A 23,167-nucleotide genomic window follows, 5' to 3' on the forward strand; every position below is an offset into this window, starting at 1 on the left:
GTAAGTAATATGAGAACAGGCATTGTTTCAAATTCTACTATTTGTTTACCGCTTTTGCATTACCTGCAATCTGCAGGTAGAGATATTACTGTCTTTTCAGCAGAATCTACCGTCAATGAAAAGTCAGCAATTGTTTCTTTTTGTACACAGGCTGCAATTTCCTGTACGCATGAAAAGAGCAGTGGCCGGTCTTTGTACGATTGGGTAAACGAACAACGGCCCGATATCATATTTGTAATTGGCTATAGTGAGATCATTCGTATTAAGCGCTTTACTACTATTACGCCCGTTCTTTATAATGTACATTTTGGGCATTTGCCGGAATACAGGGGGCCTAACCCTGTATTCTGGCAATTAAAGAATGGCGCCACTTCGCTGGCTATCACTATTCACTTCATTAGTGAAAATATCGATACAGGTGCTATTGCCTGGCAAAAAGAATATCCTAATGAACCGTTCTTCAGTTACGGATATGTTCACCAGTTAATGAGCCATTATTTAACTGAAGGCGTAAATCATCTGTTGGAGTTGCACAGGCAGAAACATACCATTGTTGTAAAAGTTCAGGATGAAAAACATGCAGCTTATTTTGGCAGGCCAACCGCAAATGATGTTTGCATTAGTTGGGCCTCCATGAATGCCGTAGCCATCTGCAATCTGGTGAAAGCCTGTAATCCCTGGAATAACGGTGCAATAACTTCTTACAACGGTTTTGAGGTGCGCATCATCGATGCCGAGCCTGCGCCTTCTAATGGACGGATACCGCATTTGCCCGGCACAATTCTCAATACTTCCGGTTCTTTTCTGATCTCGTGTATTAATAATGAGGTCCTGCATATACATACCCTAATGGTTAATGGTGTTTTAATGCCTGGTCGTTTTGCAGCGAAATATGGATTCTTCGAGGGTCAGTCATTTAATAATATTTGAAAACACCATGTTATGATAAAAAAACTACACAATGTATACATTGTATGCACCTGTATGTTATTGCTCGTTAGCCAGGATGACGTTCAGGCGCAAAGCTTGTCGGCGGGGGATATTATCATTCTGGGCTTTAATTCCGACGATACCTATCCGAACCAGCGATGGGCGTTTCTGGCAATGAGAAATATAACTGCGGGTACGGTTATTGTTTTTACCGACAATGGCTACGATGCCACCATTAGTAATTTCAGAACAGCTGCCGGTAATACAAGCGATGGCTATCTGGTATATACTGTACCTGCTTTGATATCTGCAGGCACGGTGGTTTATGGCACCAATAATACTATTAATGGGGCTTCCACCGGTGTATCGGGACAATTGGGAAATCCATCAACACCCTTTGGTTTTAGTAATTTTGGCGACCAGTTAATTGTATACCAGGGTGCCTCCGGTACGGCGTTGGGCGCTACTTTTATTTACGCATTAAATACAGGACAGAACACTGCCTACGGCGCGAATGGCGTATGGTATACAGGCGGCGCGGCCATTACTTCTGATGTTCTGTCTTATTTACCTCCCGGTTTAACAAACGGGCTAACAGCGGTTGCCCTAACAGCCAATACAGCAAATCTTTCAGTGGGCCCCGGTACAGTGGGGACAGCCAATTATGGATTTGACAACATGATCTATGCTGGTACAACGACCGGTACAACGGCAGCAATAAAAGCTGCCGTTGCAGATCCCGCTAACTGGATTGGCAGTGATGGCCCTGCATTGAATATTGCTTCAGGCGTTTATTATCCTTCAAATTTCTTTACGTTATTACCTGTTACCCTGCTTCATTTCAACGCAGAAGAAACAACGGCCGGTGCTGTTAAACTTTCATGGGAAACTGCCATGGAGGTGAACAATGATCATTTTACGCTGGAACGAAGCGGCGATGGCTTACATTATACAACTATTGCCACGGTACCGGGAAAAGGTGATAATAACCAGCCGGTTGATTATTCTTATACCGATGAGTGGCCCGAACATGGAAGTAATTATTACCGGTTAACACAAACAGATCGCGATGGCCGGTCAAAAATATTAGGCACCAGGAGGATTGAAGTAGCAGCCATTGCATTGCGGGTTGGTCCCAACCCCGCCGTGCATACTGTAGAGGTGACTTTCAATAGGGGCGTATGGCGTGAACTTAAATTGTATAACAGTGCCGAACAGTTGCTGCAATCCATTTCACCGCGTGCAACAACCAGCAGGATAAAGATCGGTTTACAAAACTATCGACCGGGAATCTATTATGTGGCATTTATTGGGAATAATGGACAAAGCACCGTGCGGAGGTTTATAAAAAGAGAGTAATACAGAATGTGATAATTTGATAATGTGATAATGAATACAGCGTTGAGCCATCTGCCAACAGGCGGGTGGCTCAACTTTTTGGTTTTGAACTGAAAACTAAGAACTAAGAACTGTGAACTGTTTTAGGGATTAATTTTTTATTTAATAAAAATTGAATAACTTAACAGTATAAATAGCTCTTAAAACTATTACCATGGATACGGTAAGAGATATACTGCAAATTAAAGGACATGTGGTATATACGGTAAATCCGGAAAGCTCCGTATACGAAGCTTTAGAAACACTGGAAGCGAGGAATCTCGGTTCACTGGTTGTGTTGGAAGAGAACGGTAAACTGGATGGTATTTTTACAGAACGTGACTACGCCCGCAAAGTAATATTAAAGGGAAGATCCTCAAAAGAGACCAGGGTTATGGACATTATGACCGAAAGCCCGGTGTTTGTTACTCCTGATTGCAAGATTGAATACTGCATGCAATTGATGACTGATAAACATATCCGTCATTTACCTGTACTTGAAGACAATGAATTAATTGGACTCGTTTCAATCGGTGATCTTGTAAAATATATCATCGATCAGAAAGACTTCGTTATTCAATGTCTTGAACATTACATTACCAGTTAATCAATTCACTGATCGTACTATTGTAGCTGTATGGCGTAGTGTATGGGATTTTATTTGTTGTGAAAGGGGGAACTTGTATTCATGTATGAGCCTCCTTAGTGGAAGTATTATTTTATGCCGGAATCAGATATCCATAGTAATCAATTATGGCCATTGCTATTGTACGCAGGTGTGGTAGTTTTTCTGCTCGTTGCCATCCTGTTTCTTTCATATATATTAGGTCAACATCATCACGACCGCGCTACCAATAAACCATACGAAGGAGGAATAGAACAAACTGGCTCTGCACGCCTTCGTTTTTCTGCCCAGTTTTACCTCGTTGCCATGTTGTTTGTAATTTTTGATGTAGAAGCCGTGTTCATTATTCTGTGGGCGCTTGGCTTTTACGAACTCGGCTGGTACGGGTATATTGGCGTGGCGATATTTATAGCTCAGTTGGTTGTAGTGTTGATCTATGAGTGGGGGATAGGGGCGTTGGATATAGGTATCAACGTTAAGAAGATTATGAAGCGGTATAGGGAGTTGACGGGGTGAGGAGTTGACGAGTTAACAAGGTTGTCCTATGTGCAGCTCTCTGAGTAAGTTGAAATGCTGATAAAGTTGATAAAGGGTTTCTGTGCAGCATCTTGTTTGATTTTTGAAGCCTGATAAAGGCAACGAATATTTGACTTAAGAAGTGGCCTCCCCCCTTCCGCGGGGAGGTCTGGAGGGGGGGCGGGGGCCAGCAAAAACTTATACTAAAGTATATATTATGAAATGGTGGTTAAGCAAAGCAGGTGATTCAACCGGAAACATTTCCGGTAATGGCAGTCTCGAAGAGGCCGTTCGCCAAAGTATTATGCTTACCTCCGTTCAAAGCCTGGTGGCCTGGGGCCGTAAGAACTCCATGTGGCCATTTCACTTTGGCCTTAGCTGTTGTTTTGTTGAAATGGCTACCAGTATTACCAGTAAATATGATGTTGCTCGTTTTGGCGCCGAAGTTATACGCGGTACACCGCGTGAAGCGGATGTAATGGTAATTGCCGGAACGGTTTTTATAAAAATGGTGCCCATCATAAAACGCTTACACGAACAAATGATGGAACCCCGCTGGGTGATCTCTATGGGCAGTTGTGCCAACAGCGGCGGTATGTATGATATATATAGTGTAGTGCAGGGCGTTGATAAGTTCCTGCCCGTTGATGTATATGTGCCCGGTTGCCCGCCCCGGCCCGATGCGTTTATGCAAGGACTGATGTTACTGGCCGATTCGGTTGGAAAAGAAAAACGGCCATTAAGCTGGGTCATTGGCCAACAGGGCATCATAAAACCAACGATGACTTCCATGAAAGAAGTGAAACACGATGCAAGGATGAATATGACAAGTTTTAAAGGTGTGGATGAAATATAAAAGTTTGTTGTTTGTAAACCATAAACCACAAACATTTTAAATATGTCGGATGCCAATAATATAATACAGCATCTGCAACAACGGCTGGAAGAAAATATTCAATACCAGCAAAAGACCGTTGATGAAATACTCACACTGTGGGTGTCTAAGGAGAAGATCGTACCTGCTATACAATGTTTAAAGACCGAAGTTCCGCAGCCATTCAAAATGTTATACGATCTGTTTGGCATTGATGAACGGAACCGCAATCGCTTCAATGGCCTGCCCATGGCCGAATTTACCGTAGTATATGTGCTCTTCTCTTTTGAACAGAACGCCTTCATTAAACTGAAAGTAGCATTGCGTGGTGAGTATCCTTCTATCTCTTCCATTACTTCTTTGTTTCAAAATGCCAATTGGTACGAACGCGAGGTGTACGACATGTTCGGCATCCGGTTCAACGGGCATCCGCATTTAACCCGCATTTTAATGCCGCTTACCTGGCAGGGGCATCCTTTACGCAAGGAACATCCGGCAAGGGCAACCGAAATGGGACCGTTTCAGTTGTACGATGAGTTGCAGGACCGCGAACAGGAAGCGTTGCGTTTTAAACCCGAAGAATGGGGACTGAAAGAACACGGCGACGATGCCGACTTTATGTTCCTCAATATCGGTCCGCAACACCCCGGCACCCATGGCGTGTTACGTATCATTCTGCAATTGAATGGTGAAGATATTGTTGATGCCGTTCCTGAAATTGGTTTTCACCACCGAGGCGCCGAGAAAATGGCCGAGCGGCAAAGCTGGCATACATATATTCCTTACACCGATCGTGTTGATTACCTCGGCGGTGTTATGAACAACCTCGCATACCTGTTGGCCGTTGAAAAACTGGCGGGCATCGAGTTGCCCGACAGGGCCATGACCATTCGAGTTATGTTGTGCGAACTGTTCCGCATTGCCAGTCACCTCGTTTGGTTTGGTACTTTTGCCCAGGACCTTGGGCAGCTTTCCCCGGTATTTTATATGTTCACCGACCGCGAAAAGATCTTCGATATCATTGAAGCCATTTGCGGCGGCCGCATGCATCCCAATTGGTTCCGCATTGGGGGCGTGGCGCAGGACCTGCCCAATGGCTGGCAAAGACTCGTTCAGTATTTTGTTGATTATTTCCCACCCAAGATCCGCGAATATGAAAAAATGGTTATTCGCAACAGTATATTCAAGGCAAGAACAAAAGGTATAGGTATCTATACTTTGGACGAAGCCATTGAGTGGGGTGTAACCGGACCCGGTTTGCGGGCCTGCGGTTTCGATTGGGACTGGCGTAAAAAACAACCTTATAGCGGTTACGACCGGTTTGAATTTGATATACCCACCGCCCAGAATGGCGATTGTTACGATCGCGCACTGGTACGGGTAGAGGAGATGCGCCAGAGCCTGCGCATTGTAAAACAGTGCCTCGAGAATATGCCGGCAGGCGATTATAAATCGAGCCATCCGCTTACTACGCCGCCGTTAAAGAAATATACTATGCAGGATATTGAAACGCTCATTACCCATTTTCTGAATGTGAGCTGGGGGCCGGTAATACCCGATGGGGAAGCCATGAGTTGTATTGAAGCCACCAAGGGCGCCAATAGCTATTACTGTATTAGTGATGGCAATACCGCGGCCTATAGAGTGCGCATTCGCACTCCGTCATTCCCGCACATGCAGATGCTGCCGTTTATTAGTAAAGGGTATACGGTTGGTGACCTGTTGAGTATTCTTGGCAGTATAGATTTTGTGTTGGCCGATATAGATCGTTAATGTGATAATTTGCTAATGTGATAATGTGATAATGAAAGGCAGTTTCTGTGCAGCAGGCTGAGTAATAGTTGATAAGTTGATAGAGTTGATAGAGGTGATAAAGGGAGGGGGCCGGTGCCGTTTTGCGAATGCCGAAAACAAAATAGAATGATAGAACAAAAATTAAATAAAAAACAATCTAATTCAGATAACACAGCCAGCTACGCAGAGGGAGTGCTTAAGGAACATTATCTCACCGATAAAGAACGAACCGCCATCGATCATGAAATAGCAATGGTGCCGCATAAAAGTGCCGCAGTTATTGAAGCGTTGAAGATCGTTCAAAACAATCGCCGTTGGATCAGTGATGAAAGCGTAAATGCTATTGCCGCCTATTTACAAATGAGTCCCGCCGAAGTAGATAGTGTGGCCACCTTTTACAACCTTATTTTTCGTAAACCCGTGGGCCGGCATGTGATCCTGTTATGTGATAGCATTTCGTGTTATGTAATGAAGTATGGCGACATCTATACTGCCTTACAGGAAAAACTGCGCATCAGGTTTGGCGAAACAACCGGTGACGATTGTTTCACTTTATTACCTAACGCCTGCCTCGGTTGCTGCGATCACGCCCCCGCCTTAATGATAGATAATGACCTTTATAAAGATGTTACCGTAACCTGCCTCGACCGTATTTTAAAAAAGTATACCTAACGTACTATGGAACATCCGTTAACACAATATATCCATCCCGGCTGCCCGGCATTTGATCTCCACGAATATGAGATGACGGGCGGTTATTCTGCCCTGCAAAAAGTGCTCACCAGTATGTCGTACCAGGAAGTGCAAAAGCTGGTGCAGGACAGCGGACTGAAAGGCCGTGGCGGCGCAGGTTTTAATACCGGTATGAAATGGAGCTTTGTGCCCATGGGTAATGATGCGCCGCACCCAAAATACCTTATTGCCAATGCCGATGAAATGGAGCCCGGTACATTTAAAGACCGCATGCTGCTCGAAGGCAACCCGCATCAATTGATTGAAGGTATGATATTGGCCGCCTATGCCATACAGGCCGATATTTCGTACATCTTTTTACGTTGGGCGTATAAAAAAGCGGCGCAATTATTACGCAAAAGTATTCACGAAGCATATGCTGCCGGTTATTTGGGAAAGAACATCCGGGGCAGCGGGTTTAGTTTGGAAATGCATTTGCATACCGGCGTTGGCCGTTATATGTGTGGCGAGGAAACTGCCTTATTAAATGCGTTGGAAGGAAAGCGTGCCACTCCCCGGTCAAAACCGCCATTTCCGCAAATAAGTGGTTTGTATGGCAAACCCACTATTGTAAATAATGTAGAAACACTTTGCAATCTTCCGCATATCGTAAACAACGGCGCTGAATGGTTTAGAGGATTAGGAAGTGGCGACGATGGCGGCACCAAGTTGTATGGTGTTAGTGGTAAAGTGAATAATCCCGGTTGCTGGGAGTTGCCCATAGGCAGCGTTACAGTACGGGAGCTGGTTGAAGAATACGCCGGAGGCATGAAGAACGGATATCAATTAAAAGGCATATTGCCGGGTGGCGCTTCTACCGATTTTCTTACTACAGAACACCTCGATGTAAAAATGGATTTTGCTTCCGTGCAGGCTGCCGGCAGTCGCCTGGGTACAGGTACTATGGTGGTAATGGACGATGCCACCTGCCCCGTTGGTTTTGTTCATAACCTGCAACACTTTTTTGCCCAGGAAAGTTGTGGCTGGTGCACGCCGTGCCGCGAAGGGTTACCATGGGTAGAAAAAATGTTGTTAAGCCTTGAGCATGGCACCGGTACCAATGAAGATATGGAGTTATTGCAAATGCATACGCAATGGCTGGGGCCCGGAAATACTTTTTGCGCCCTTGCCCCCGGCGCCATGGAACCGTTGCAAAGTGCGCTTAAATATTTTAGAGAGGATTTTGAAAGACACATTACCATGCATAAGTGTCCGTATGATTAAAAGGATGCAGGCGCCGGTTACCAGGTACCGGTTGCCGGGCCCCTGGAAACCGGAAACCGGTAACCGGTAACGGTTACTTAAGAATCGAAATGTTTCATTTTTAAATGATATGTCTACTATTTTCATCGATAACAAACAATACACGGTAAAGGAAGGTAAGAATCTCCTCGAAGCCTGCCTTACGCTCGGCATCGACCTCCCTTACTTCTGCTGGCATCCGGCATTGGGCAGCGTGGGCGCATGCCGGCAGTGTGCGGTAAAAGTGTTTAAAGATGAGAATGATACCCGGGGCAGGCTGGTAATGAGTTGTATGGAAAACATCAGGGATGGACTGCATTTATCGGTGGCCGACAAAACCGCAAAAGCGTTCCGCAGCCAGGTGATAGAATGGCTGATGACCAATCACCCGCACGATTGCCCCGTTTGCGATGAGGGCGGTAGCTGTCATTTGCAGGATATGACGGTAATGACGGGCCACGATTATCGTCGTTATCATTTCAAAAAAAGGACCTACAAAAATCAATACCTTGGCCCGTTCATACATCATGAAATGAACCGCTGTATACAATGTTATCGTTGTGTACGCTATTATCACGATTACGCAGGCGGGAAAGACCTGAATGTTTTTGCCGCGCACAACCATGTTTATTTTGGCCGCGAGAAGGATGGCATACTGGAAAGTCCGTTCAGCGGTAATTTGGCAGAGGTTTGTCCAACCGGGGTATTTACCGACAAAACATTACGCGAACATTATACCCGCAAATGGGACCTTACAACAGCACCTTCGGTATGTACTCATTGCAGTGTAGGTTGTAATACCATTGCCGGTGAGCGATATGGCCAGTTGCGTTGTATTACCAACAGGTACAATAGCCAGGTGAACGGTTACTTCCTGTGCGACCGGGGGCGTTTTGGTTATGAATTTGTAAACAGCGCCAACCGTATTACGCAACCGCTTATTCGCAGCCGGTCAATAGAGGCGGTGGATGAAGCAGTGTTGATGGACCATCTGCGTATTTTAATGAGCACGCATACGCTTATTGGTATTGGTTCCCCCCGTGCATCTGTTGAAAGCAATACGGCGCTGATGCAATTGGTGGGGAAAGAAAATTTCTACCAGGGCATAAATGATACACTTGGTTTTATTGAAAAAAGAATAGTGGAGGTAATGAGGTCGGGAGCGGTGCAAACAGCTTCTTTGCAGGATGTACAACAGGCCGATGCCATTTTAGTGTTAGGCGAAGATATCTGGAACACGGCGCCCGTAATGGCGTTGGCGGTGAGGCAGGGTGTAATGAAAACTGCTGCGCAGCATGTGCTGGAAAACAGGGCATTACCCAGCTGGCACGATGCTGCGGTGCGCGAGTTAGTGCAGCAGGAAAAAGGTTTTCTGGCCAATTGTACCATTAGCTCATCACCACTCGATGAAATAAGTACCTGCTCAGTGCATTTGGCCCCTGATAATTTAGCCCGTTTGGGTTTTGCCATTGCCAACCGGTTAAACACGCCGGTGCCGGCTGTATTGCTCGATAGAGATGTACAAGATCAGGCCGCGGTTATTGCGGCAGCGTTGCAACAGGCAAAACGCCCGGTGATCATCAGCGGCGCCGGTTGTTACAATGAAGCTTTGATAAGAGCGGCATTTGATATTGCCGCTGCATTGAATACACATGAGCGCGAAGTGAAGCTGGCTTATGTAATGCCTGAAAGTAATAGCATGGGACTGGCCATAATGAATGCTGCTGGTTTTGAAAATGCGGTGCTGCGGGCCACACGAGAAAATAATATAGCAGCTATTGTACTTGAAAATGATCTGTACCGGCATGTGCCGGCGCCTATTGCAGACGTGTTCTTCAACAGTTGCCAGCATTGTATTGTGTTCGATACCCTGAATAACGCCACTACACAAAAGGCCGATGTGTTGATCCCGGCCGCCACATTTGCCGAAGGCGATGGTACCTTGGTAAACTATGAAGGCCGGGCGCAACGATTTTACCAGGTATATGTACCAGCTAATAAATATATACAGGAAAGTTGGAAATGGCTGTTGAAATTACAGGCGGTAAAAACAGGTAATACCAACGAACAGGTATATCATCCCGAAGATGTATTGACCATGTGCCAACAGTTAATGCCACAGTTTGCCGGCATAGCAGCATCGGCGCCCCATCATGACTTTCGCATAAACGGGCAATCGATGCCGCGCGAACCACATCGCTATAGTGGTCGCACGGCTATGTTGGCAAACCTGGCGGTGAGCGAGCCCAAGCCAAAACAGGATGGAGATTCACCATTTTCGTTTACAATGGAAGGTTATACGGGTAAACCGCCATCCCCCCTGATCCCGTTCTTTTGGTCGCCGGGTTGGAATTCTATTCAATCGGTAAATAAATACCAGCAGGAGGTAGGTGGTGCATTGCGTAATGAAAATGCAGGCGCAGCGCTCTTTGCATATAAGCGCAACGGCGCGCCGGTTTATTTTAAAGACATTCCCGAACCGTTTATTGTGCGTAATGAAAAATGGTTGTTGCTGCCGCAATGGCATGTATTTGGGTCAGAAGAGCTAAGTGCCTATGCCAAGGGCGTAAGTGAGTTGTCGCCACAGCCATATATTGCTATGTCGGCATCCGATGCCGATCAGTTAGGTGTGGTAGATGGTTCGTTGCTTTCGATAAAAGTTTTTGAACAAACATATGAACTGCCGGTGAAAACAAATGGAACCATTCCCAATGGAGTGGTATTAATGCCGGCGGGTCTTACAGGTATGCCTGTGATGAATTGGAATTCGTGGATACAGGTTGTTAGTATCAAATTATAAGAAATGACAACTGAACAAATATTAATAGTAGCCGGTGTGTTATTTGTTTTATTAAACATAGCCGCCGGACTAATTTGGGTTGAACGCCGCATGCTTGCTTTATGGCAAGACAGGCTGGGGCCCAACCGGGCCGGGCCGCTGGGCATTTTAATTGTATTGGCCGATACGCTTAAGTTATTCTTTAAAGAAGACTGGATACCACCATTTGCCGATAAATGGGTGTTTATTCTGGCGCCGGCTATTGTGGTGGCCAGTGTGTTGATGAGTTTTGTGATCATTCCTTTTGCGCCGGGTATTGTAGTCGCTGATCTTAATATTGGCATTCTCTTTTTCCTGGCCATGTCGTCGATGGGCGTTTACAGTATTGTGTTAGGTGGTTGGGCATCCAATAATAAATACGCGTTGCTTGGGGCTATGCGCGGAGCTTCGCAAATGATCGCTTATGAAGTGTTTATGGGTTTATCGCTTATGGGTGTGGTAATGCTTACCGGTTCATTTAACCTGGGCGATATAGTGGCGGCCCAAAAGAATTGGTGGTTTGTGGTAACGCAGCCGGTGGGTTTTGTTATTTTCTTTATTGCCGGTATTGCCGAAACGCATCGTTTACCTTTTGATATTCCGGAGGCGGAGAGTGAGTTGATCGCCGGGTATCATGCCGAGTATTCGGGTATGAAGTTCGGCATGTTCTTTATTGGCGAATACCTGGGTATTACGTTGATCTCAGCTATGATCGTAACCCTGTTCTTTGGCGGCTGGCTGGGCCCGGCGTTCTTACCGCCATTGGCCTGGTTTGCCATTAAGTTATTTTTCTTTATTGGCTTATTTATATTGTTAAGGGCATCGCTTCCCCGGCCAAGATACGATCAGTTGATCGCTTATGGCTGGAAGATCATTTTACCCATTGTGTTGGCTAATTTATTGATCACCGGAGCGGTGGCCTTATGGTTAAGAGATCACTAAAATAGATAACTATGTTAAGTCATCTAAGAACGATGTGGCTGGTCTTCATCCACCTGTTCAAAAAAAAGGCAACGATAGAGTATCCCGAAGAGAAGGTGGAATTACATCCGCGCTATCGGGGCCGTATTGTATTAACCAAAGACCCTGATGGTGGCGAACGTTGTGTGGGGTGTTATTTGTGTGCAGTGGCTTGTCCGGTAGATTGTATAGCTCTGCAGGCTACCGAAGATGAGAATGGGCGCCGGTATCCCGATTTCTTTCGCATCAACTTTTCCCGCTGCATTTTTTGTGGGTATTGTGAAGATGCTTGTCCAACCTACGCCATACAACTGATCCCCGATTTTGAAATGGCCGAGTACAACCGCCAGAACCTGGTGTTTGAAAAAGAAGACCTGCTGATAGATAGTGAGGGTAAATACCCCGGTTATAATTTTTATCGTGTGGCTGGCCTTGAAGCCGGGGTTAAAAAGAAAGGCGAGGGCGTTAATGAAGAACCGCCGGTAGATGTACATAGTTTACTTCCCTAACCTGGGGGCTGGTTTGTGGTAGTTGAAACTTTGTCATTGATATGTAAACGTTACCGGTTACCTGTTTCCTGTTACCAGGGGCGCGGCCATTAGAAAATAGGTACTGCTGAATATAGTCGGAGATCTGAGGTATAAAGCCTGGAAACCAGAAACCGGGAACTGGTAACAGGTTCATTGATCATGAATGGCCGATACTAATAAAAAGCGTTCTATGTCAACTTTATTTTACCTGTCATCAACCATCGCCATTGCATCAACTATTTTGGTCATAACCCGGTATCATCCGGTTCATGCTTTGCTTTACCTTGCCGTTTCTTTTTTAGCAGTGGGAATGATCTTTTTGTCGCTTGGTGCGCCATTCGTTGCGGCTTTGGAGATCATTGTGTACGCCGGCGCCATTATCGTATTGTTCATATTTGTAGTAATGATGCTGAACCTGGGTAAGGACACTGCACAACAGGAAAAGGAATGGTTAAAGCCTAAAGTGTGGTTGGTACCATCGGCCCTGGTGTTGGTGTTATTGGTTGAAATGATCATACTGCTGTTTACTGATAGTGATCAGCCTTTGAAAGTGTCGGTGGTTGATCCGCGCAGGTTGGCACTGTCGTTATATGGCGAATACATCATTGCTGTTGAGCTTACCGGTTTTTTACTAATGGCAGGTATTGTAGGCGCTGCACACATTGGTAAACATATGCATACGCCATTGCATCGCTTCCTCCAAAATGGAGAAGGTAAAAAAGAAAAGCCCAAACCGCTAAGGCCGGTTGAATCATTAAAAAACGAACAAACTGTTTTACATGATCAATAGTGCACATATGGTTTTGATAGTGGCCTCGGTATTATTTGCCCTGGGCCTCGTGGGTGTACTCACCAGGAAGAATGTGGTGTTTATGCTGATCTCCGTTGAGATCATGCTCAATGCATCCGGACTGGCATTTGTTGCCGCCGGAGCAAAATGGCAACAACCCGATGGACAGGTCATGTTTCTCTTTATCCTTGCCATGGCCGCTGCAGAAGTATCGGTTGGCCTGGCGCTGGTGCTGCAGATTTACCACCAACACAAAACGTTGGATGTAGATAGGTTGAAGGAATTACGTGATTAATGAAAGTCGTGAAACGGCAAACGTGAAACGTGAAATAGAATACAGCTGAAAGCTGAAAGCCGAAAGCTAAAAGCAAATACGGCTTCGCGCGCGGCAACCAGCTAGTCAGACCGATGCACAGAGGGCCTTTATTAACTCTATCAACCTTATCAACCTGTCAACTATTAATCAGCCTCCTGCACAGAAACCCTTGTCAACCTGTTAACGTGTTAACTTGTCAACTATGCCTCCACTACTAGCCTTCATACCATTACTTCCACTAATTGGCTTCGTGGTACTTTCGTTCTTCGGAAGACAAATGCCCAAACGGGCCGTGGCCATACTAGGAGCCGGAACTATCTGCATTGCAGCCATCCTCACCATCATACTGGGCCTTTCTTTTCTGCAAACCCCGCCAGCCGGCGGCGCCTATGACCAATTATTATGGTCGTGGTTTTCAATAGGCAATTTATCGGTTGATATTGGCTTGCGTGCTGATGCATTGACCCTCGTTTTTATTTTTATCATCACGTTTGTGGGTGCGCTTATCCATATTTACTCCGCCTTCTTTATGTGGCACGATGATGATTATGCCCGCTTTTTTGCATCCATGAATTTATTCGTGTGCTCTATGTTGTTACTGGTAATGGCCGATAACCTGGTGCTTATGTACCTGGGGTGGGAAGGCGTTGGTTTATGTAGTTATTTATTGATCGGGTTCTGGTATGAAGTGCCTTCCAATTGCCGCGCCGCCATTAAAGCATTTCTAATTACCCGTATTGGCGACACAGCCTTACTGATCGGTTTGTTCCTGTTGTTCAAAGAGCTGGGTACATTAAATATCTCAGCCATTCTGCACCTGGCGCCCGATCATTTTACCACAGGTGGCAGCAATATTGTACTCATCACCATATTACTATTGGTGGGTGGAATGGGTAAATCGGCACAGCTGCCTTTACAAACCTGGTTACCCGATGCTATGGCCGGGCCCAGCCCCGTGAGTGCATTGATCCATGCGGCCACTATGGTCACTGCAGGTGTTTATTTAATTGCGCGTATGCATGTGCTGTTTCAATTATCGCCGGTAACCATGATGATCGTTGCTATTATTGGTGCCCTTACATTATTTGTGGCTGGTTGTAGCGCGTTGGCGCAAACTGATATAAAACGGATCCTGGCTTATTCAACCATCAGCCAGATAGGTTATATGTTCCTGGCGTTGGGCGTTGGCGCCTGGAGCGCTGCCATCTTCCATTTCTTTACCCATGCATTTTTTAAAGCGCTGTTATTTCTCGCCGCAGGCGTTATAATAGAAGCCTTACATCATGAGCATAATATTTTTATGATGGGTGGACTGCGCAAACGTATGCCGGTGGTTTTTGTAACATTCCTTGCAGGGGCAGTTGCCTTGAGCGCATTGCCGCTGGTAAGCGCCGGCTTTTTTAGTAAAGATGCCATTCTTTGGTACAGTTGGAGCGCCGCAAATGGTAATCCTTTATTATGGGTAATGGCCATGGCGGGAGCTTTTATTACTGCATTGTATACAACCCGGTTAATGTTGGTTGTTTTTTGGGGCGATGTAAGAACACCGGTGCATGAACACCCGGCACAGGGTATGGTCATTCCGCTGATAGTGCTGGCCTTTCTTTCTATTACTGCAGGTTTTATTGAATGGCCGCATAATATGGTGCATCTCTCGCTGTTTTCTGATCTCGTTCAAAAAGTATTACCCGAAACGGTATTGAAGCCTGATCTGCCGTCTGAATGGTTGTTTCAACTAATGGCGGTGTTTGTGACTTTGGCCGGTATATACCTGGGTTATTTATTGTATTACGGAAAACCGGGTATCCGCTGGCAGAGATCGCCGGGTTTATCGGGCATGCGCGATCTGTTGTTCAGTGGCTTTAAGTTCGATCAGCTGTATAATTTTCTGTTTGTAAAACCTTTTGTATTTATAACCCGTATCAATAAAAGCGATGTCATAGATCGTTTATACAACGGCATTGCCCAGGCCGCACTGAAATTGAACAGCTGGTTTGCCATTTCGCAAAACGGCTCCTTGCGGTTGTATATAGTAGGTGTACTGGCCGGTATTTTGTTTATTATCACCCTTCAAATATTATTATGATCCTGGTTTGGATGATAGTGGTTTTATTGGCAGGCGGCGTTGTTTGTTGGCTGGTTGCCCAACAAGATCAATTGATCTGCCGCTGGATAGCGCTGATATCGGTGGTCACTGCTTTTTCTATTCCACTGGTTTGGTTTATTAATAACCCGCCTATAAAAACACCCGGCAATAACTGGTTCATTCATTACCAGGCAAACTGGATACCTGCCTATGGTATTAGCTTTCACCTGGCGCTCGATGGGTTAAGCTTTATTCTGCTAATGCTTACTTTTTTGTTAGGTACCCTGGCCGTGTTGAGCTCATGGAACGAAGTACGTGAAAGAACGGGCTTTTACTTTTTCAATTTACTATGGACGCTGGCCGGCATTGCAGGCGTTTTTGTCGCTATGGACATGTTCCTGTTCTATTTCTTCTGGGAAGTGATGCTGGTGCCTATGTATTTTCTGATTGCTATTTGGGGCGATTTCAACCGGCGCTATGCGGCTTATAAATTCTTTTTGTTTACCCAAACCGGTGGACTGCTGATGCTGCTGAGTATTTTGGCCATGTATTTTATTCATGCGCAACAGAACGGTGGCCATTATACATTCGATTATTTTGCGCTGCTCAATACCAACCTGCGCGGTTCGGCTGCCCGTTGGATAATGATGGGGTTTATGATCGCCTTTGTGATCAAACTGCCCATGGTACCGCTGCACAACTGGTTGCCCGATGCGCATAGTGAAGCGCCAACGGCGGGCAGTCTTATACTGGCGGGTTTGCTGTTAAAGACCGGCGCCTATGGTATTTTGCGTTTTGTGTTGCCCATGTTTCCGCAGGCTGCAGCAGATATAAGTTGGCTGGCCATGTTGTTGGGCGTTATTGGTATTGTATATGGGGCGATGCTTGCTTTTGCGCAAACCGATCTTAAACGGCTCATTGCTTATACTTCAGTAAGCCATATGGGTTTTGTGCTGTTGGGTGCATTTGCTTTTAGGGAAATTGCACTGCAGGGAGTAATAATGCAACTGATGACGCATGGTGTTAGTACCGGCGCTTTATTCGTTATGGCCGGTATGTTAAAAGAAAGGCTACATACCAGGGATATAAATCAAATGGGCGGTATGTGGACGGCCATGCCGCACATGGGTGCCATGGCCATGTTATTTGTTATGGCTTCGTTGGGCTTGCCATTCCTCGGGAATTTTATTGCAGAATTTTTAATACTCTTAAGCACCTTCACGGTGAGCCCGGTGCTTACGGTTATTGCCAGTGTTGGTTTGGTGTTATCGGCTTTGTATTCATTGCGCCTGATGCAAAAGGTGTTTCTTGGACAAACGCAAACCGTTAATGAAATACCGGCCGACCTCAGCGCCCGCGAGTGGGTAATTGTAGGGGCGCTTACGCTTGCAATCGTTATTCTTGGTTTATACCCGCAACCCGTTATCAATATGGTTAGCGGTGTTGTTGCAGGAATAGCTATAAGATAACAGCCAAAGCACCAAATTCCAAATCCACTGGTAACCGGTGCCTGGTGTGCAACTTGAAACCTGTAACCTGAAACATTTTACGATGACTCATTTACAATTTCTGGCATTACTTCCATTTATGATACTGGCCACTGCAGCCATAGTGGTGATCCTGCTTATAGCTTTCAGGCAAAGCCATACCGTAATACAGGTAACGGGTTTTGTTTTAATGTGTGGTGTTGTATTTGCCATGTGGTATGTGCGCGATGCCCTGCCGCGTGAAGTGCCGCCACTGCTGGTGGTTGATGGGTTTGCTGCGTTATTTACCGGGTTGATCATATTTTCAGTACTGGTGGTTGGATTGCTTAGCTATATCTATTTTGAAGAACGCGAAGAGAATCCTAAAGAATATTATATCCTGCTTTTTCTGGCCACATTAGGCTCTGCCGTATTGACCATTAGCCGGCATTTTGTGTCGTTATTTATTGGGTTGGAATTGTTGAGCGTAAGCCTGTATGCATTGATAGCGTATTTGCGCAACCGAAACAATGCGGTGGAAGCAGGCATGAAATACCTGGTGCTGGCAGCTTTGTCATCGGCCTTTCTTTTGTTTGGTATGGCGCTGATATATATGGAAACGGGCAGCATGGAATTTGCTGCCATTGGGCGTGTTATTAGTTCCTCGGGGGCTTCGGTATTGTTCCTGATGGGAATTGGTTTAATTGTGGTGGCCATTGGGTTTAAACTGGCATTGGTGCCATTTCATTTATGGGCGGCCGATGTATACCAGGGCGCGCCGGCGCCGGTAACGGCGTTTATTGCCACGGTTTCCAAAATCGGCGTTTTTGCCGTTTTTATACGTTTTGCGCAGGCCGTACATTTACAGGAGAATCACCTGGCGGTTACTGTTTTTACCATCATCGCCATTGCCTGTATGATCGCTGGCAATGTGCTGGCGCTGATGCAGCAGAACATTAAACGGCTGCTGGCGTATTCATCCATTGCGCATTTCGGTTATTTGCTGGTGGCGTTTTTGTCGGGCAATGCCGGTGTTGGCGCCGCCGTATTTTACCTGCTGGCGTATTCAATAACCTTGTTGTCGGCCTTTGGTATTATAACGCTGTTATCGACCCAACGCCGCGATGCCGATGAGTTAAGCGGATATCGCGGATTGTTTTGGCGAAGCCCATTGACGGCTGCCATCTTTACCGTTGCTTTATTATCATTGGCCGGCATTCCACTAACTGCTGGTTTTCCTGCCAAATTCTTTATACTCACAGCCGGTGTACAGCAACATATGTGGTTGCTGGCGGTGGTGCTGGCGTTAAGCAGTGTAATTGGGTTGTATTATTACCTGCGCATCATCAGCACCCTGTTTGCCGCACCGCCATTAACACCCGTTAAGGAAAGGACCCTGCATCCATTCTTTTATGCTGCAACATATACGTCGCTTGTTGTACTGATGTTTCTGTTAGGTTATCTCGGTGTTTTTCCTGGTTTTGTGGTTGATACGGTAGCTGCGTTTTTGAAAGTTTAGCGAACCAACGTAAAGGCCCCTTTTTTAGTTACAGTCCTTCCTAAATAGTCAATACCCGAAACCATATACACAAACGTTCCGGGGTCCTGCTTTTTACCTTGCACCGTTCCGTCCCCGATTTCTGACCTCGGCATTCCTTAAGCAATAAATCTGGAAACAATATCAGTATATGTAATTTGATTACGCGCCCCGATAGCGGCCATTTGAAAGAAGAATTGTATGCCGAGGGGCAGATCGGATATAACAATTTTCCGTTGGGTACTGGTAATGGTTTCCCACTTAGTTTCATTATTTACAGGACCTCGGGTATATTGGTACTGGTATGCTTTGGCGCCTTTTACTCTTTTTGACTGTAATATTATTTGACCATTCATTGGTCCAGGCAAAACTTTAAACTCCCCGGGTTTTTCCAGCTTTGCATTTTTGGGCGGTTTAGCGGTCTCATATCCGCTGGTTAAGATCAGCCATTCATCCCCTTTAGCTTTCAACTGTATTGTTTCACCGAGTTCCCGTAATAAAGAAATGAGTTTTTCTTTAAAATCGTTTTTGATTATGATCATTTGGGTGTCGCCATTCCAGGCTTCCTGCCTGTAGTGCTGAAATTGTTCTAATGTTTTTTGGATAGGTGGTAATAACGTTTGTATATCGAGCCAGTCTTTGTTGTTATGCAGACTATTCCAAATAAAATAAGCTATTTCATTCAGTTCAGCGTCGTTGTGTTTACGAAAATTCAATGCAAGCTTCCTGTTCATACAGTTAGTTTAATAGTTAATAAAATTAACTGTGCATCGAATCCTTTGTGCAGGTAATCTCCCCGGTTAGAAAATAATTAAAGCGGTGCGGTTGCATTTATACGTGCAACAGTAGTCGTTCTGTAATAAAGTTATAGAATTGTTGATCAACTGACCAAAAATATTTACAGCTTCCGTAATTTTTTGACATAAGACAAATGATTTAGGTTAGAATCGGTAAGAGTTATCAGCTTTTACCGCTCTTAGATAAACATTTATAAAAGCCGTTATTATTTAACTGTTTATAACAGTTATTGGTATTTGTTACCAGCTTTTATGGTTATTTGATAAGTATTATTGAACGCTGACTGTAAATATAAAAAGCTGATAAGGATCAGTAAATGCCGTTGAGTATTTGCAAAAAACTGCTAACTTTTTGAAAAACTTAGCAGCTTTTTGTAAAAGCAGATATGTTACAATATCTGTTAGTTGCTTTTCTTAAAAGTTAATAAACATTCTAAAAAGTTGTTGATTTTTTCGGATTGTTACCTGTGGTCTCATTTATCTGATAAATATCAATGAAATTTAGCCAGGCAGTTTGATTATTTGCCAAAAAATTGGTTTGTTTGATCTGAAATAGCGATCAAACCCTCGCTTTATGGATGAAAACGGAATTGTAGACAGAAGAACAAACGATCAATCAATTCCCTCTGCAGTACTCGTAAGTTTATTTATTTGCCCGTTGCTTTATGGCATTTTCTTCAGGCAGAATAGTTTGACCGAGCTTATAGCAGGCGTTTTTATAGTGTTAGTTTTGATTGGATTGATAAAAATAGTACCGGAATATAAGTATGAGTTTTATGAATAACTGTAGAACAATCTTAAGCTAATGGAAAAACAAGAAATTGTACTAAAGAAAAGCAAACAGAAGTTGATTGTGCGTGTTGTGATCAGCGGATTGATTGCTATTGGTTGCATTATAGGATCATTTATGGTTTGGCAGAATAAAGATGGGCAATGGGTAGTTGTCTTATGCGGATCGGTATCGTTGGTTGCGTGTATATATTATATCCGGGAGTTACGTAATCGAAAAATTGAAATGGTTATTTCAGCAGAAGGCATTCGTTTGCGGGGCAAGGAATTTTATCCTTGGGCATCAATAGAAAGCTTTTCAACAGAAGTTGATGAAGATAATGTAGCTCTTGTATTACATATGAAGGGCCAGACCAGTGTACAATTTGATGTCACTATTCTGGAAATAAAGAAAAAAGAATTGATCGATCTGATCCTGGCATATGGACAACCTATCGGCCTTTATTATAAAAAGCCAAAATGGAGTTTGCTGGTTTAGTTTTTTACAAAGAATCTAATAACCAGCAAACTCAACTGAGGACTATGCACTAAGAACTAAACATTTATCCCACCGCTCACTTCAATCCTTTGCCCATTTACCCAACGAGCTTCATCAGTACACAAAAACGCAACTACAGGACCGATGTCGTTTTCAGCTTCGCCAACACGGTTCAAAGGAGAAAGTGCGCCTAAGCGTTCCTGCAATTGTGGGTTACTGCGAATGGTTGCATTGTTGAAATCGGTAGCAACGGGACCGGGCGCTACAATGTTTACGGTTATACCTCTGGGACCAAACTCCCGCGCCATATATTTCGTTAGCACTTCAACGGCGCCTTTCATAGAGGCATACACGGAGTAACCCGGATTGGTGAAGCGGGTAGTGCCGGTTGAAATATTGATCACGCGGCCATTGTTGTTAATTAAGGGCAAACATTTCTGCGTTAAAAAATAAACGCCTTTGAAATGTACGTTTAAAAATTCATCGAACATTTCTTCGGTCACTTTATCAATTGTAGCGCCACCGCCAATACCGGCATTGTTAATGAGGCAATCGAATGCGTTGGTATTCCATTTCGATTGTAAAGTAGCAGACAGTTCCTGCACAAACGGGTCAATGGCTTTAATGTTAGCCATATCGAGGCGCAATGCAGCAGCTTTGCGGCCCAGGGCTTCAATAGCCTTTACGGTTTCATCGGCGGCCTCTTTATTGTTTACATAGGTCAATATTACATCTATTCCTTTTTTAGCAAGGTTGATGGCCATATCTTTTCCCAGTCCACGGCTGCCACCGGTAACTAATGCAATTTTTGTTGTTGTTGACATGATTTACTGTTTATGACACAAAATTGCAGGCAAATTGAATACCGGGTATGGTGACTGTTTAAGGAAAAATGGTGAGTGTTTAAGAATTAAGTGCAACAACAAATGTTACAAACTATCTCTATACGTTTTCGGCGTCATTTTTACGTATTTTTTAAAAAATTTGGTGAAGTTGGAGGGGTCATAGGTGAGTTGGCGGGCAATTTCTGCTACAGGGAGGTTAGTATTGGTGAGCAATTCTTTGGAGAGTATTACCAGCTTTTCTTCAAACAGATCGCAGGCCGAGCGGCCCGTAACGGCTTTAACGGTATTACTTAAATGAATGGGGTGAATGTTCATTATTCTGGCCAGGTCGCTGATCTCATGCATGACCTCCACACCGCCGGCTTTCAGTTCCAGCATATGTTTATCAAGCTCGGCCTCGTACTGATGTACGATCTCTTTTTGACGCGCTGAAACTTTTGTGGCTGTGATTGTCATTCTATGAAATATACATTTAAAATAAGAAACATTTGCACTTATAATTTGCCGAAGTAGGAGGTAGGAAGTAGGAAAGACGAAATGCAGAAATTTCTTTTGAGCTTTAAAATTCAACCTCTTCTTACATCATACCTCTTACATCATACTTCCTGCCTGAATGTCACATAAACCACATCACCCTGCGACTGTTCAATATTGTCGATCTTTACGATCATCATGGCATCGGGCAACGCTACTTCTACTTCATAATGGCTACCCAAATAGGCAATATCCGTTACTATACCTGCTACCGACGTTTTGCTTTTTTTAGCAACCAGGGTAAATGCTTCGGGCCTTAAGAACAATTGTTTCTTATTGCCATAGCTGTTGGGTATTTCGCCAAATTCGGCGGCTTCCGTTCTTGTGAACGAATTGTATTTTCCAAACAAACCTGCAGCATATTCATTAATGGGTTGGTGATATATTTTTTCAGGCGTGTCCTGCTGAATGATTTGCCCGCTTTTCATCACTATGATCTCATCGGCCCAGCTAAGTGCGTCAACGGGGTCGTGAGAAACCATCAAACAGGTAATACCCAGTTTCTCACCCATGGCTTTTATAACAGCCCGTAAGGTATTCCGGTGCAGATTATCGAGGTTCGAGAAAGGTTCATCCAGTAAGAACAATTTGGGAGCGCCAATCAGCAGCCGCGCCATGGCGATCCGTTGTTTTTCTCCACCCGAAACCTGGTCGGTTTTGCGTTTCAGCAAATGTTTAATGTGGCAGATCTCGTACAGGGACTGCGCTTCTACTTCGGGTAATGTATTGGCGTATTCCAGTATTTCTTCTACCCGGTAATTGTTGCGCAGTTCAAAATGTTGCGACAAATACGCCATTTGCGGATGGCCGGGTATCAGTCGTTCATTGGGGCCTTCAACATGTTTATTGTCGAACACCACATCGCCGCTATCGGGTTGAACCAGTCCACCAATGATCTTCATCAACGTACTTTTACCAGAGCCGGATTCGCCAACGATGGCCAGTTTTTGAAATTTTTTCTGTGTGAATGAGATCTCCTGCAGCACCGCATTGCCATTCATTTGCTTACTTACCGCTAATACCTTTAATAACGCCATATTGCCCTATGAATTATAGAAAAATGCTATTTATTGGGGCTCAAAAGTAGTTTAAAAGAATTTAATCATCAATGGGTGAACCGATTGTTGTTAA

General features: G+C 44.7%; 22 protein-coding genes. 18 read left to right on the forward strand and 4 right to left on the reverse strand.

Annotated features, from left to right (window positions below):
• Positions 1 to 9 precede the first annotated feature (9 nt).
• From GGD38_RS23265 to GGD38_RS23340, 16 genes are all read left to right on the forward strand, one after another.
• A complete protein-coding gene (locus GGD38_RS23265) occupies positions 10 to 930 on the forward strand; it encodes a methionyl-tRNA formyltransferase (RefSeq protein ID WP_375301750.1) in 921 nt (306 codons plus the stop codon).
• A gap of 12 nt (positions 931 to 942) precedes the next feature.
• Positions 943 to 2,289, forward strand: a complete 1,347-nt coding sequence (locus tag GGD38_RS23270) for a T9SS type A sorting domain-containing protein (RefSeq protein ID WP_375301749.1) — start codon at positions 943 to 945, stop codon at positions 2,287 to 2,289.
• Positions 2,290 to 2,482: 193 nt separating this feature from the next.
• Complete coding sequence (locus GGD38_RS23275; RefSeq protein WP_375301748.1) at positions 2,483 to 2,914, forward strand: CBS domain-containing protein; 432 nt, start codon at positions 2,483 to 2,485, stop codon at positions 2,912 to 2,914.
• Between the two features lie 114 nt (positions 2,915 to 3,028).
• On the forward strand, positions 3,029 to 3,448 hold the full coding sequence (locus GGD38_RS23280) for an NADH-quinone oxidoreductase subunit A (RefSeq protein WP_375301747.1): 420 nt from the start codon (positions 3,029 to 3,031) through the stop codon (positions 3,446 to 3,448).
• Between the two features lie 217 nt (positions 3,449 to 3,665).
• Positions 3,666 to 4,304 (forward strand): NADH-quinone oxidoreductase subunit NuoB, encoded by a 639-nt coding sequence (nuoB, locus tag GGD38_RS23285; protein WP_375301746.1) that lies wholly within the window; start codon positions 3,666 to 3,668, stop codon positions 4,302 to 4,304.
• A 42-nt stretch (positions 4,305 to 4,346) separates the two neighbouring features.
• Entirely contained in the window at positions 4,347 to 6,095 is a 1,749-nt protein-coding gene (gene nuoC / locus GGD38_RS23290; RefSeq protein WP_375301745.1) for an NADH-quinone oxidoreductase subunit C/D, read from the forward strand.
• 147 nt (positions 6,096 to 6,242) lie between these two features.
• Positions 6,243 to 6,788: an NADH-quinone oxidoreductase subunit NuoE gene (gene nuoE / locus GGD38_RS23295; RefSeq protein WP_375301744.1), complete on the forward strand. Its 546-nt coding sequence runs from the start codon at positions 6,243 to 6,245 to the stop codon at positions 6,786 to 6,788.
• Between the two features lie 6 nt (positions 6,789 to 6,794).
• A complete protein-coding gene (nuoF, locus tag GGD38_RS23300) occupies positions 6,795 to 8,072 on the forward strand; it encodes an NADH-quinone oxidoreductase subunit NuoF (protein WP_375301743.1) in 1,278 nt (425 codons plus the stop codon).
• A gap of 109 nt (positions 8,073 to 8,181) precedes the next feature.
• Entirely contained in the window at positions 8,182 to 10,890 is a 2,709-nt protein-coding gene (nuoG, locus tag GGD38_RS23305) for an NADH-quinone oxidoreductase subunit NuoG (RefSeq protein ID WP_375301742.1), read from the forward strand.
• 3 nt (positions 10,891 to 10,893) lie between these two features.
• On the forward strand, positions 10,894 to 11,850 hold the full coding sequence (nuoH, locus tag GGD38_RS23310) for an NADH-quinone oxidoreductase subunit NuoH (RefSeq protein ID WP_375301741.1): 957 nt from the start codon (positions 10,894 to 10,896) through the stop codon (positions 11,848 to 11,850).
• An 11-nt stretch (positions 11,851 to 11,861) separates the two neighbouring features.
• On the forward strand, positions 11,862 to 12,377 hold the full coding sequence (nuoI, locus tag GGD38_RS23315) for an NADH-quinone oxidoreductase subunit NuoI (protein WP_375301740.1): 516 nt from the start codon (positions 11,862 to 11,864) through the stop codon (positions 12,375 to 12,377).
• Between the two features lie 211 nt (positions 12,378 to 12,588).
• Positions 12,589 to 13,188 carry an NADH-quinone oxidoreductase subunit J gene (gene nuoJ / locus GGD38_RS23320; protein ID WP_375301739.1) on the forward strand — a complete coding sequence of 200 codons (600 nt, stop codon included), beginning with the start codon at positions 12,589 to 12,591 and terminating at the stop codon, positions 13,186 to 13,188.
• Complete coding sequence (gene nuoK / locus GGD38_RS23325; protein ID WP_375301738.1) at positions 13,178 to 13,483, forward strand: NADH-quinone oxidoreductase subunit NuoK; 306 nt, start codon at positions 13,178 to 13,180, stop codon at positions 13,481 to 13,483. Before nuoJ ends, nuoK begins: the two co-directional genes overlap by 11 nt.
• Positions 13,484 to 13,706: 223 nt before the next feature.
• Complete coding sequence (nuoL, locus tag GGD38_RS23330; RefSeq protein WP_375301737.1) at positions 13,707 to 15,590, forward strand: NADH-quinone oxidoreductase subunit L; 1,884 nt, start codon at positions 13,707 to 13,709, stop codon at positions 15,588 to 15,590.
• Positions 15,587 to 17,059, forward strand: a complete 1,473-nt coding sequence (locus GGD38_RS23335; RefSeq protein ID WP_375301736.1) for a NuoM family protein — start codon at positions 15,587 to 15,589, stop codon at positions 17,057 to 17,059. Before nuoL ends, GGD38_RS23335 begins: the two co-directional genes overlap by 4 nt.
• 82 nt (positions 17,060 to 17,141) lie before the next feature.
• Positions 17,142 to 18,575 (forward strand): NADH-quinone oxidoreductase subunit N, encoded by a 1,434-nt coding sequence (locus GGD38_RS23340; protein WP_375301735.1) that lies wholly within the window; start codon positions 17,142 to 17,144, stop codon positions 18,573 to 18,575.
• A gap of 137 nt (positions 18,576 to 18,712) precedes the next feature.
• Here GGD38_RS23340 and GGD38_RS23345 read toward each other — a convergent pair whose 3' ends face one another.
• Complete coding sequence (locus tag GGD38_RS23345) at positions 18,713 to 19,327, reverse strand: hypothetical protein (protein WP_375301734.1); 615 nt, start codon at positions 19,325 to 19,327, stop codon at positions 18,713 to 18,715.
• 637 nt (positions 19,328 to 19,964) lie between these two features.
• On the opposite strand from GGD38_RS23345, the gene GGD38_RS23350 reads away from it, so the two are divergent.
• Positions 19,965 to 20,174: a hypothetical protein gene (locus tag GGD38_RS23350; RefSeq protein WP_375301733.1), complete on the forward strand. Its 210-nt coding sequence runs from the start codon at positions 19,965 to 19,967 to the stop codon at positions 20,172 to 20,174.
• A gap of 21 nt (positions 20,175 to 20,195) precedes the next feature.
• Entirely contained in the window at positions 20,196 to 20,657 is a 462-nt protein-coding gene (locus GGD38_RS23355) for a hypothetical protein (protein WP_375301732.1), read from the forward strand.
• Between the two features lie 56 nt (positions 20,658 to 20,713).
• Here the strand turns inward: GGD38_RS23355 and GGD38_RS23360 are convergent, their stop codons facing one another.
• The 3 genes from GGD38_RS23360 to GGD38_RS23370 all read right to left on the reverse strand — a co-directional run bounded on the left by GGD38_RS23360 (position 20,714) and on the right by GGD38_RS23370 (position 23,073).
• Positions 20,714 to 21,481: an SDR family NAD(P)-dependent oxidoreductase gene (locus tag GGD38_RS23360; protein WP_375301731.1), complete on the reverse strand. Its 768-nt coding sequence runs from the start codon at positions 21,479 to 21,481 to the stop codon at positions 20,714 to 20,716.
• A 105-nt stretch (positions 21,482 to 21,586) separates the two neighbouring features.
• The gene (locus GGD38_RS23365) at positions 21,587 to 21,958 is read right to left on the reverse strand and encodes a helix-turn-helix domain-containing protein (protein ID WP_375301730.1); all 372 of its coding nucleotides are present in this window, start codon (positions 21,956 to 21,958) and stop codon (positions 21,587 to 21,589) included.
• Positions 21,959 to 22,098: 140 nt separating this feature from the next.
• On the reverse strand, positions 22,099 to 23,073 hold the full coding sequence (locus GGD38_RS23370) for an ABC transporter ATP-binding protein (protein WP_375301729.1): 975 nt from the start codon (positions 23,071 to 23,073) through the stop codon (positions 22,099 to 22,101).
• Positions 23,074 to 23,167 lie beyond the last annotated feature (94 nt).

This window comes from Niastella sp. OAS944, assembly GCA_024809215.1.
Classification (GTDB): Bacteria; Bacteroidota; Bacteroidia; order Chitinophagales; family Chitinophagaceae; genus Niastella.

What these genes read in the sequence shown, in the direction of transcription:
- GGD38_RS23350 (WP_375301733.1), top strand. Translation starts at nt 19,965, where the DNA reads ATGGATGAAAACGGAATTGTAGACAGAAGAACAAACGATCAATCAATT.
- nuoE (WP_375301744.1), top strand. Translation starts at nt 6,243, where the DNA reads ATGATAGAACAAAAATTAAATAAAAAACAATCTAATTCAGATAACACA.
- nuoG (WP_375301742.1), top strand. Translation starts at nt 8,182, where the DNA reads ATGTCTACTATTTTCATCGATAACAAACAATACACGGTAAAGGAAGGT.
- nuoK (WP_375301738.1), top strand. Translation starts at nt 13,178, where the DNA reads ATGATCAATAGTGCACATATGGTTTTGATAGTGGCCTCGGTATTATTT.
- GGD38_RS23355 (WP_375301732.1), top strand. Translation starts at nt 20,196, where the DNA reads ATGGAAAAACAAGAAATTGTACTAAAGAAAAGCAAACAGAAGTTGATT.
- GGD38_RS23360 (WP_375301731.1), bottom strand. Translation starts at nt 21,481, where the DNA reads ATGTCAACAACAACAAAAATTGCATTAGTTACCGGTGGCAGCCGTGGA.
- nuoJ (WP_375301739.1), top strand. Translation starts at nt 12,589, where the DNA reads ATGTCAACTTTATTTTACCTGTCATCAACCATCGCCATTGCATCAACT.
- GGD38_RS23365 (WP_375301730.1), bottom strand. Translation starts at nt 21,958, where the DNA reads ATGACAATCACAGCCACAAAAGTTTCAGCGCGTCAAAAAGAGATCGTA.
- nuoI (WP_375301740.1), top strand. Translation starts at nt 11,862, where the DNA reads ATGTTAAGTCATCTAAGAACGATGTGGCTGGTCTTCATCCACCTGTTC.
- GGD38_RS23335 (WP_375301736.1), top strand. Translation starts at nt 15,587, where the DNA reads ATGATCCTGGTTTGGATGATAGTGGTTTTATTGGCAGGCGGCGTTGTT.
- GGD38_RS23265 (WP_375301750.1), top strand. Translation starts at nt 10, where the DNA reads ATGAGAACAGGCATTGTTTCAAATTCTACTATTTGTTTACCGCTTTTG.
- nuoL (WP_375301737.1), top strand. Translation starts at nt 13,707, where the DNA reads ATGCCTCCACTACTAGCCTTCATACCATTACTTCCACTAATTGGCTTC.
- nuoF (WP_375301743.1), top strand. Translation starts at nt 6,795, where the DNA reads ATGGAACATCCGTTAACACAATATATCCATCCCGGCTGCCCGGCATTT.
- nuoC (WP_375301745.1), top strand. Translation starts at nt 4,347, where the DNA reads ATGTCGGATGCCAATAATATAATACAGCATCTGCAACAACGGCTGGAA.
- GGD38_RS23340 (WP_375301735.1), top strand. Translation starts at nt 17,142, where the DNA reads ATGACTCATTTACAATTTCTGGCATTACTTCCATTTATGATACTGGCC.
- GGD38_RS23270 (WP_375301749.1), top strand. Translation starts at nt 943, where the DNA reads ATGATAAAAAAACTACACAATGTATACATTGTATGCACCTGTATGTTA.
- GGD38_RS23280 (WP_375301747.1), top strand. Translation starts at nt 3,029, where the DNA reads ATGCCGGAATCAGATATCCATAGTAATCAATTATGGCCATTGCTATTG.
- nuoH (WP_375301741.1), top strand. Translation starts at nt 10,894, where the DNA reads ATGACAACTGAACAAATATTAATAGTAGCCGGTGTGTTATTTGTTTTA.
- GGD38_RS23345 (WP_375301734.1), bottom strand. Translation starts at nt 19,327, where the DNA reads ATGAACAGGAAGCTTGCATTGAATTTTCGTAAACACAACGACGCTGAA.
- GGD38_RS23275 (WP_375301748.1), top strand. Translation starts at nt 2,483, where the DNA reads ATGGATACGGTAAGAGATATACTGCAAATTAAAGGACATGTGGTATAT.
- GGD38_RS23370 (WP_375301729.1), bottom strand. Translation starts at nt 23,073, where the DNA reads ATGGCGTTATTAAAGGTATTAGCGGTAAGTAAGCAAATGAATGGCAAT.
- nuoB (WP_375301746.1), top strand. Translation starts at nt 3,666, where the DNA reads ATGAAATGGTGGTTAAGCAAAGCAGGTGATTCAACCGGAAACATTTCC.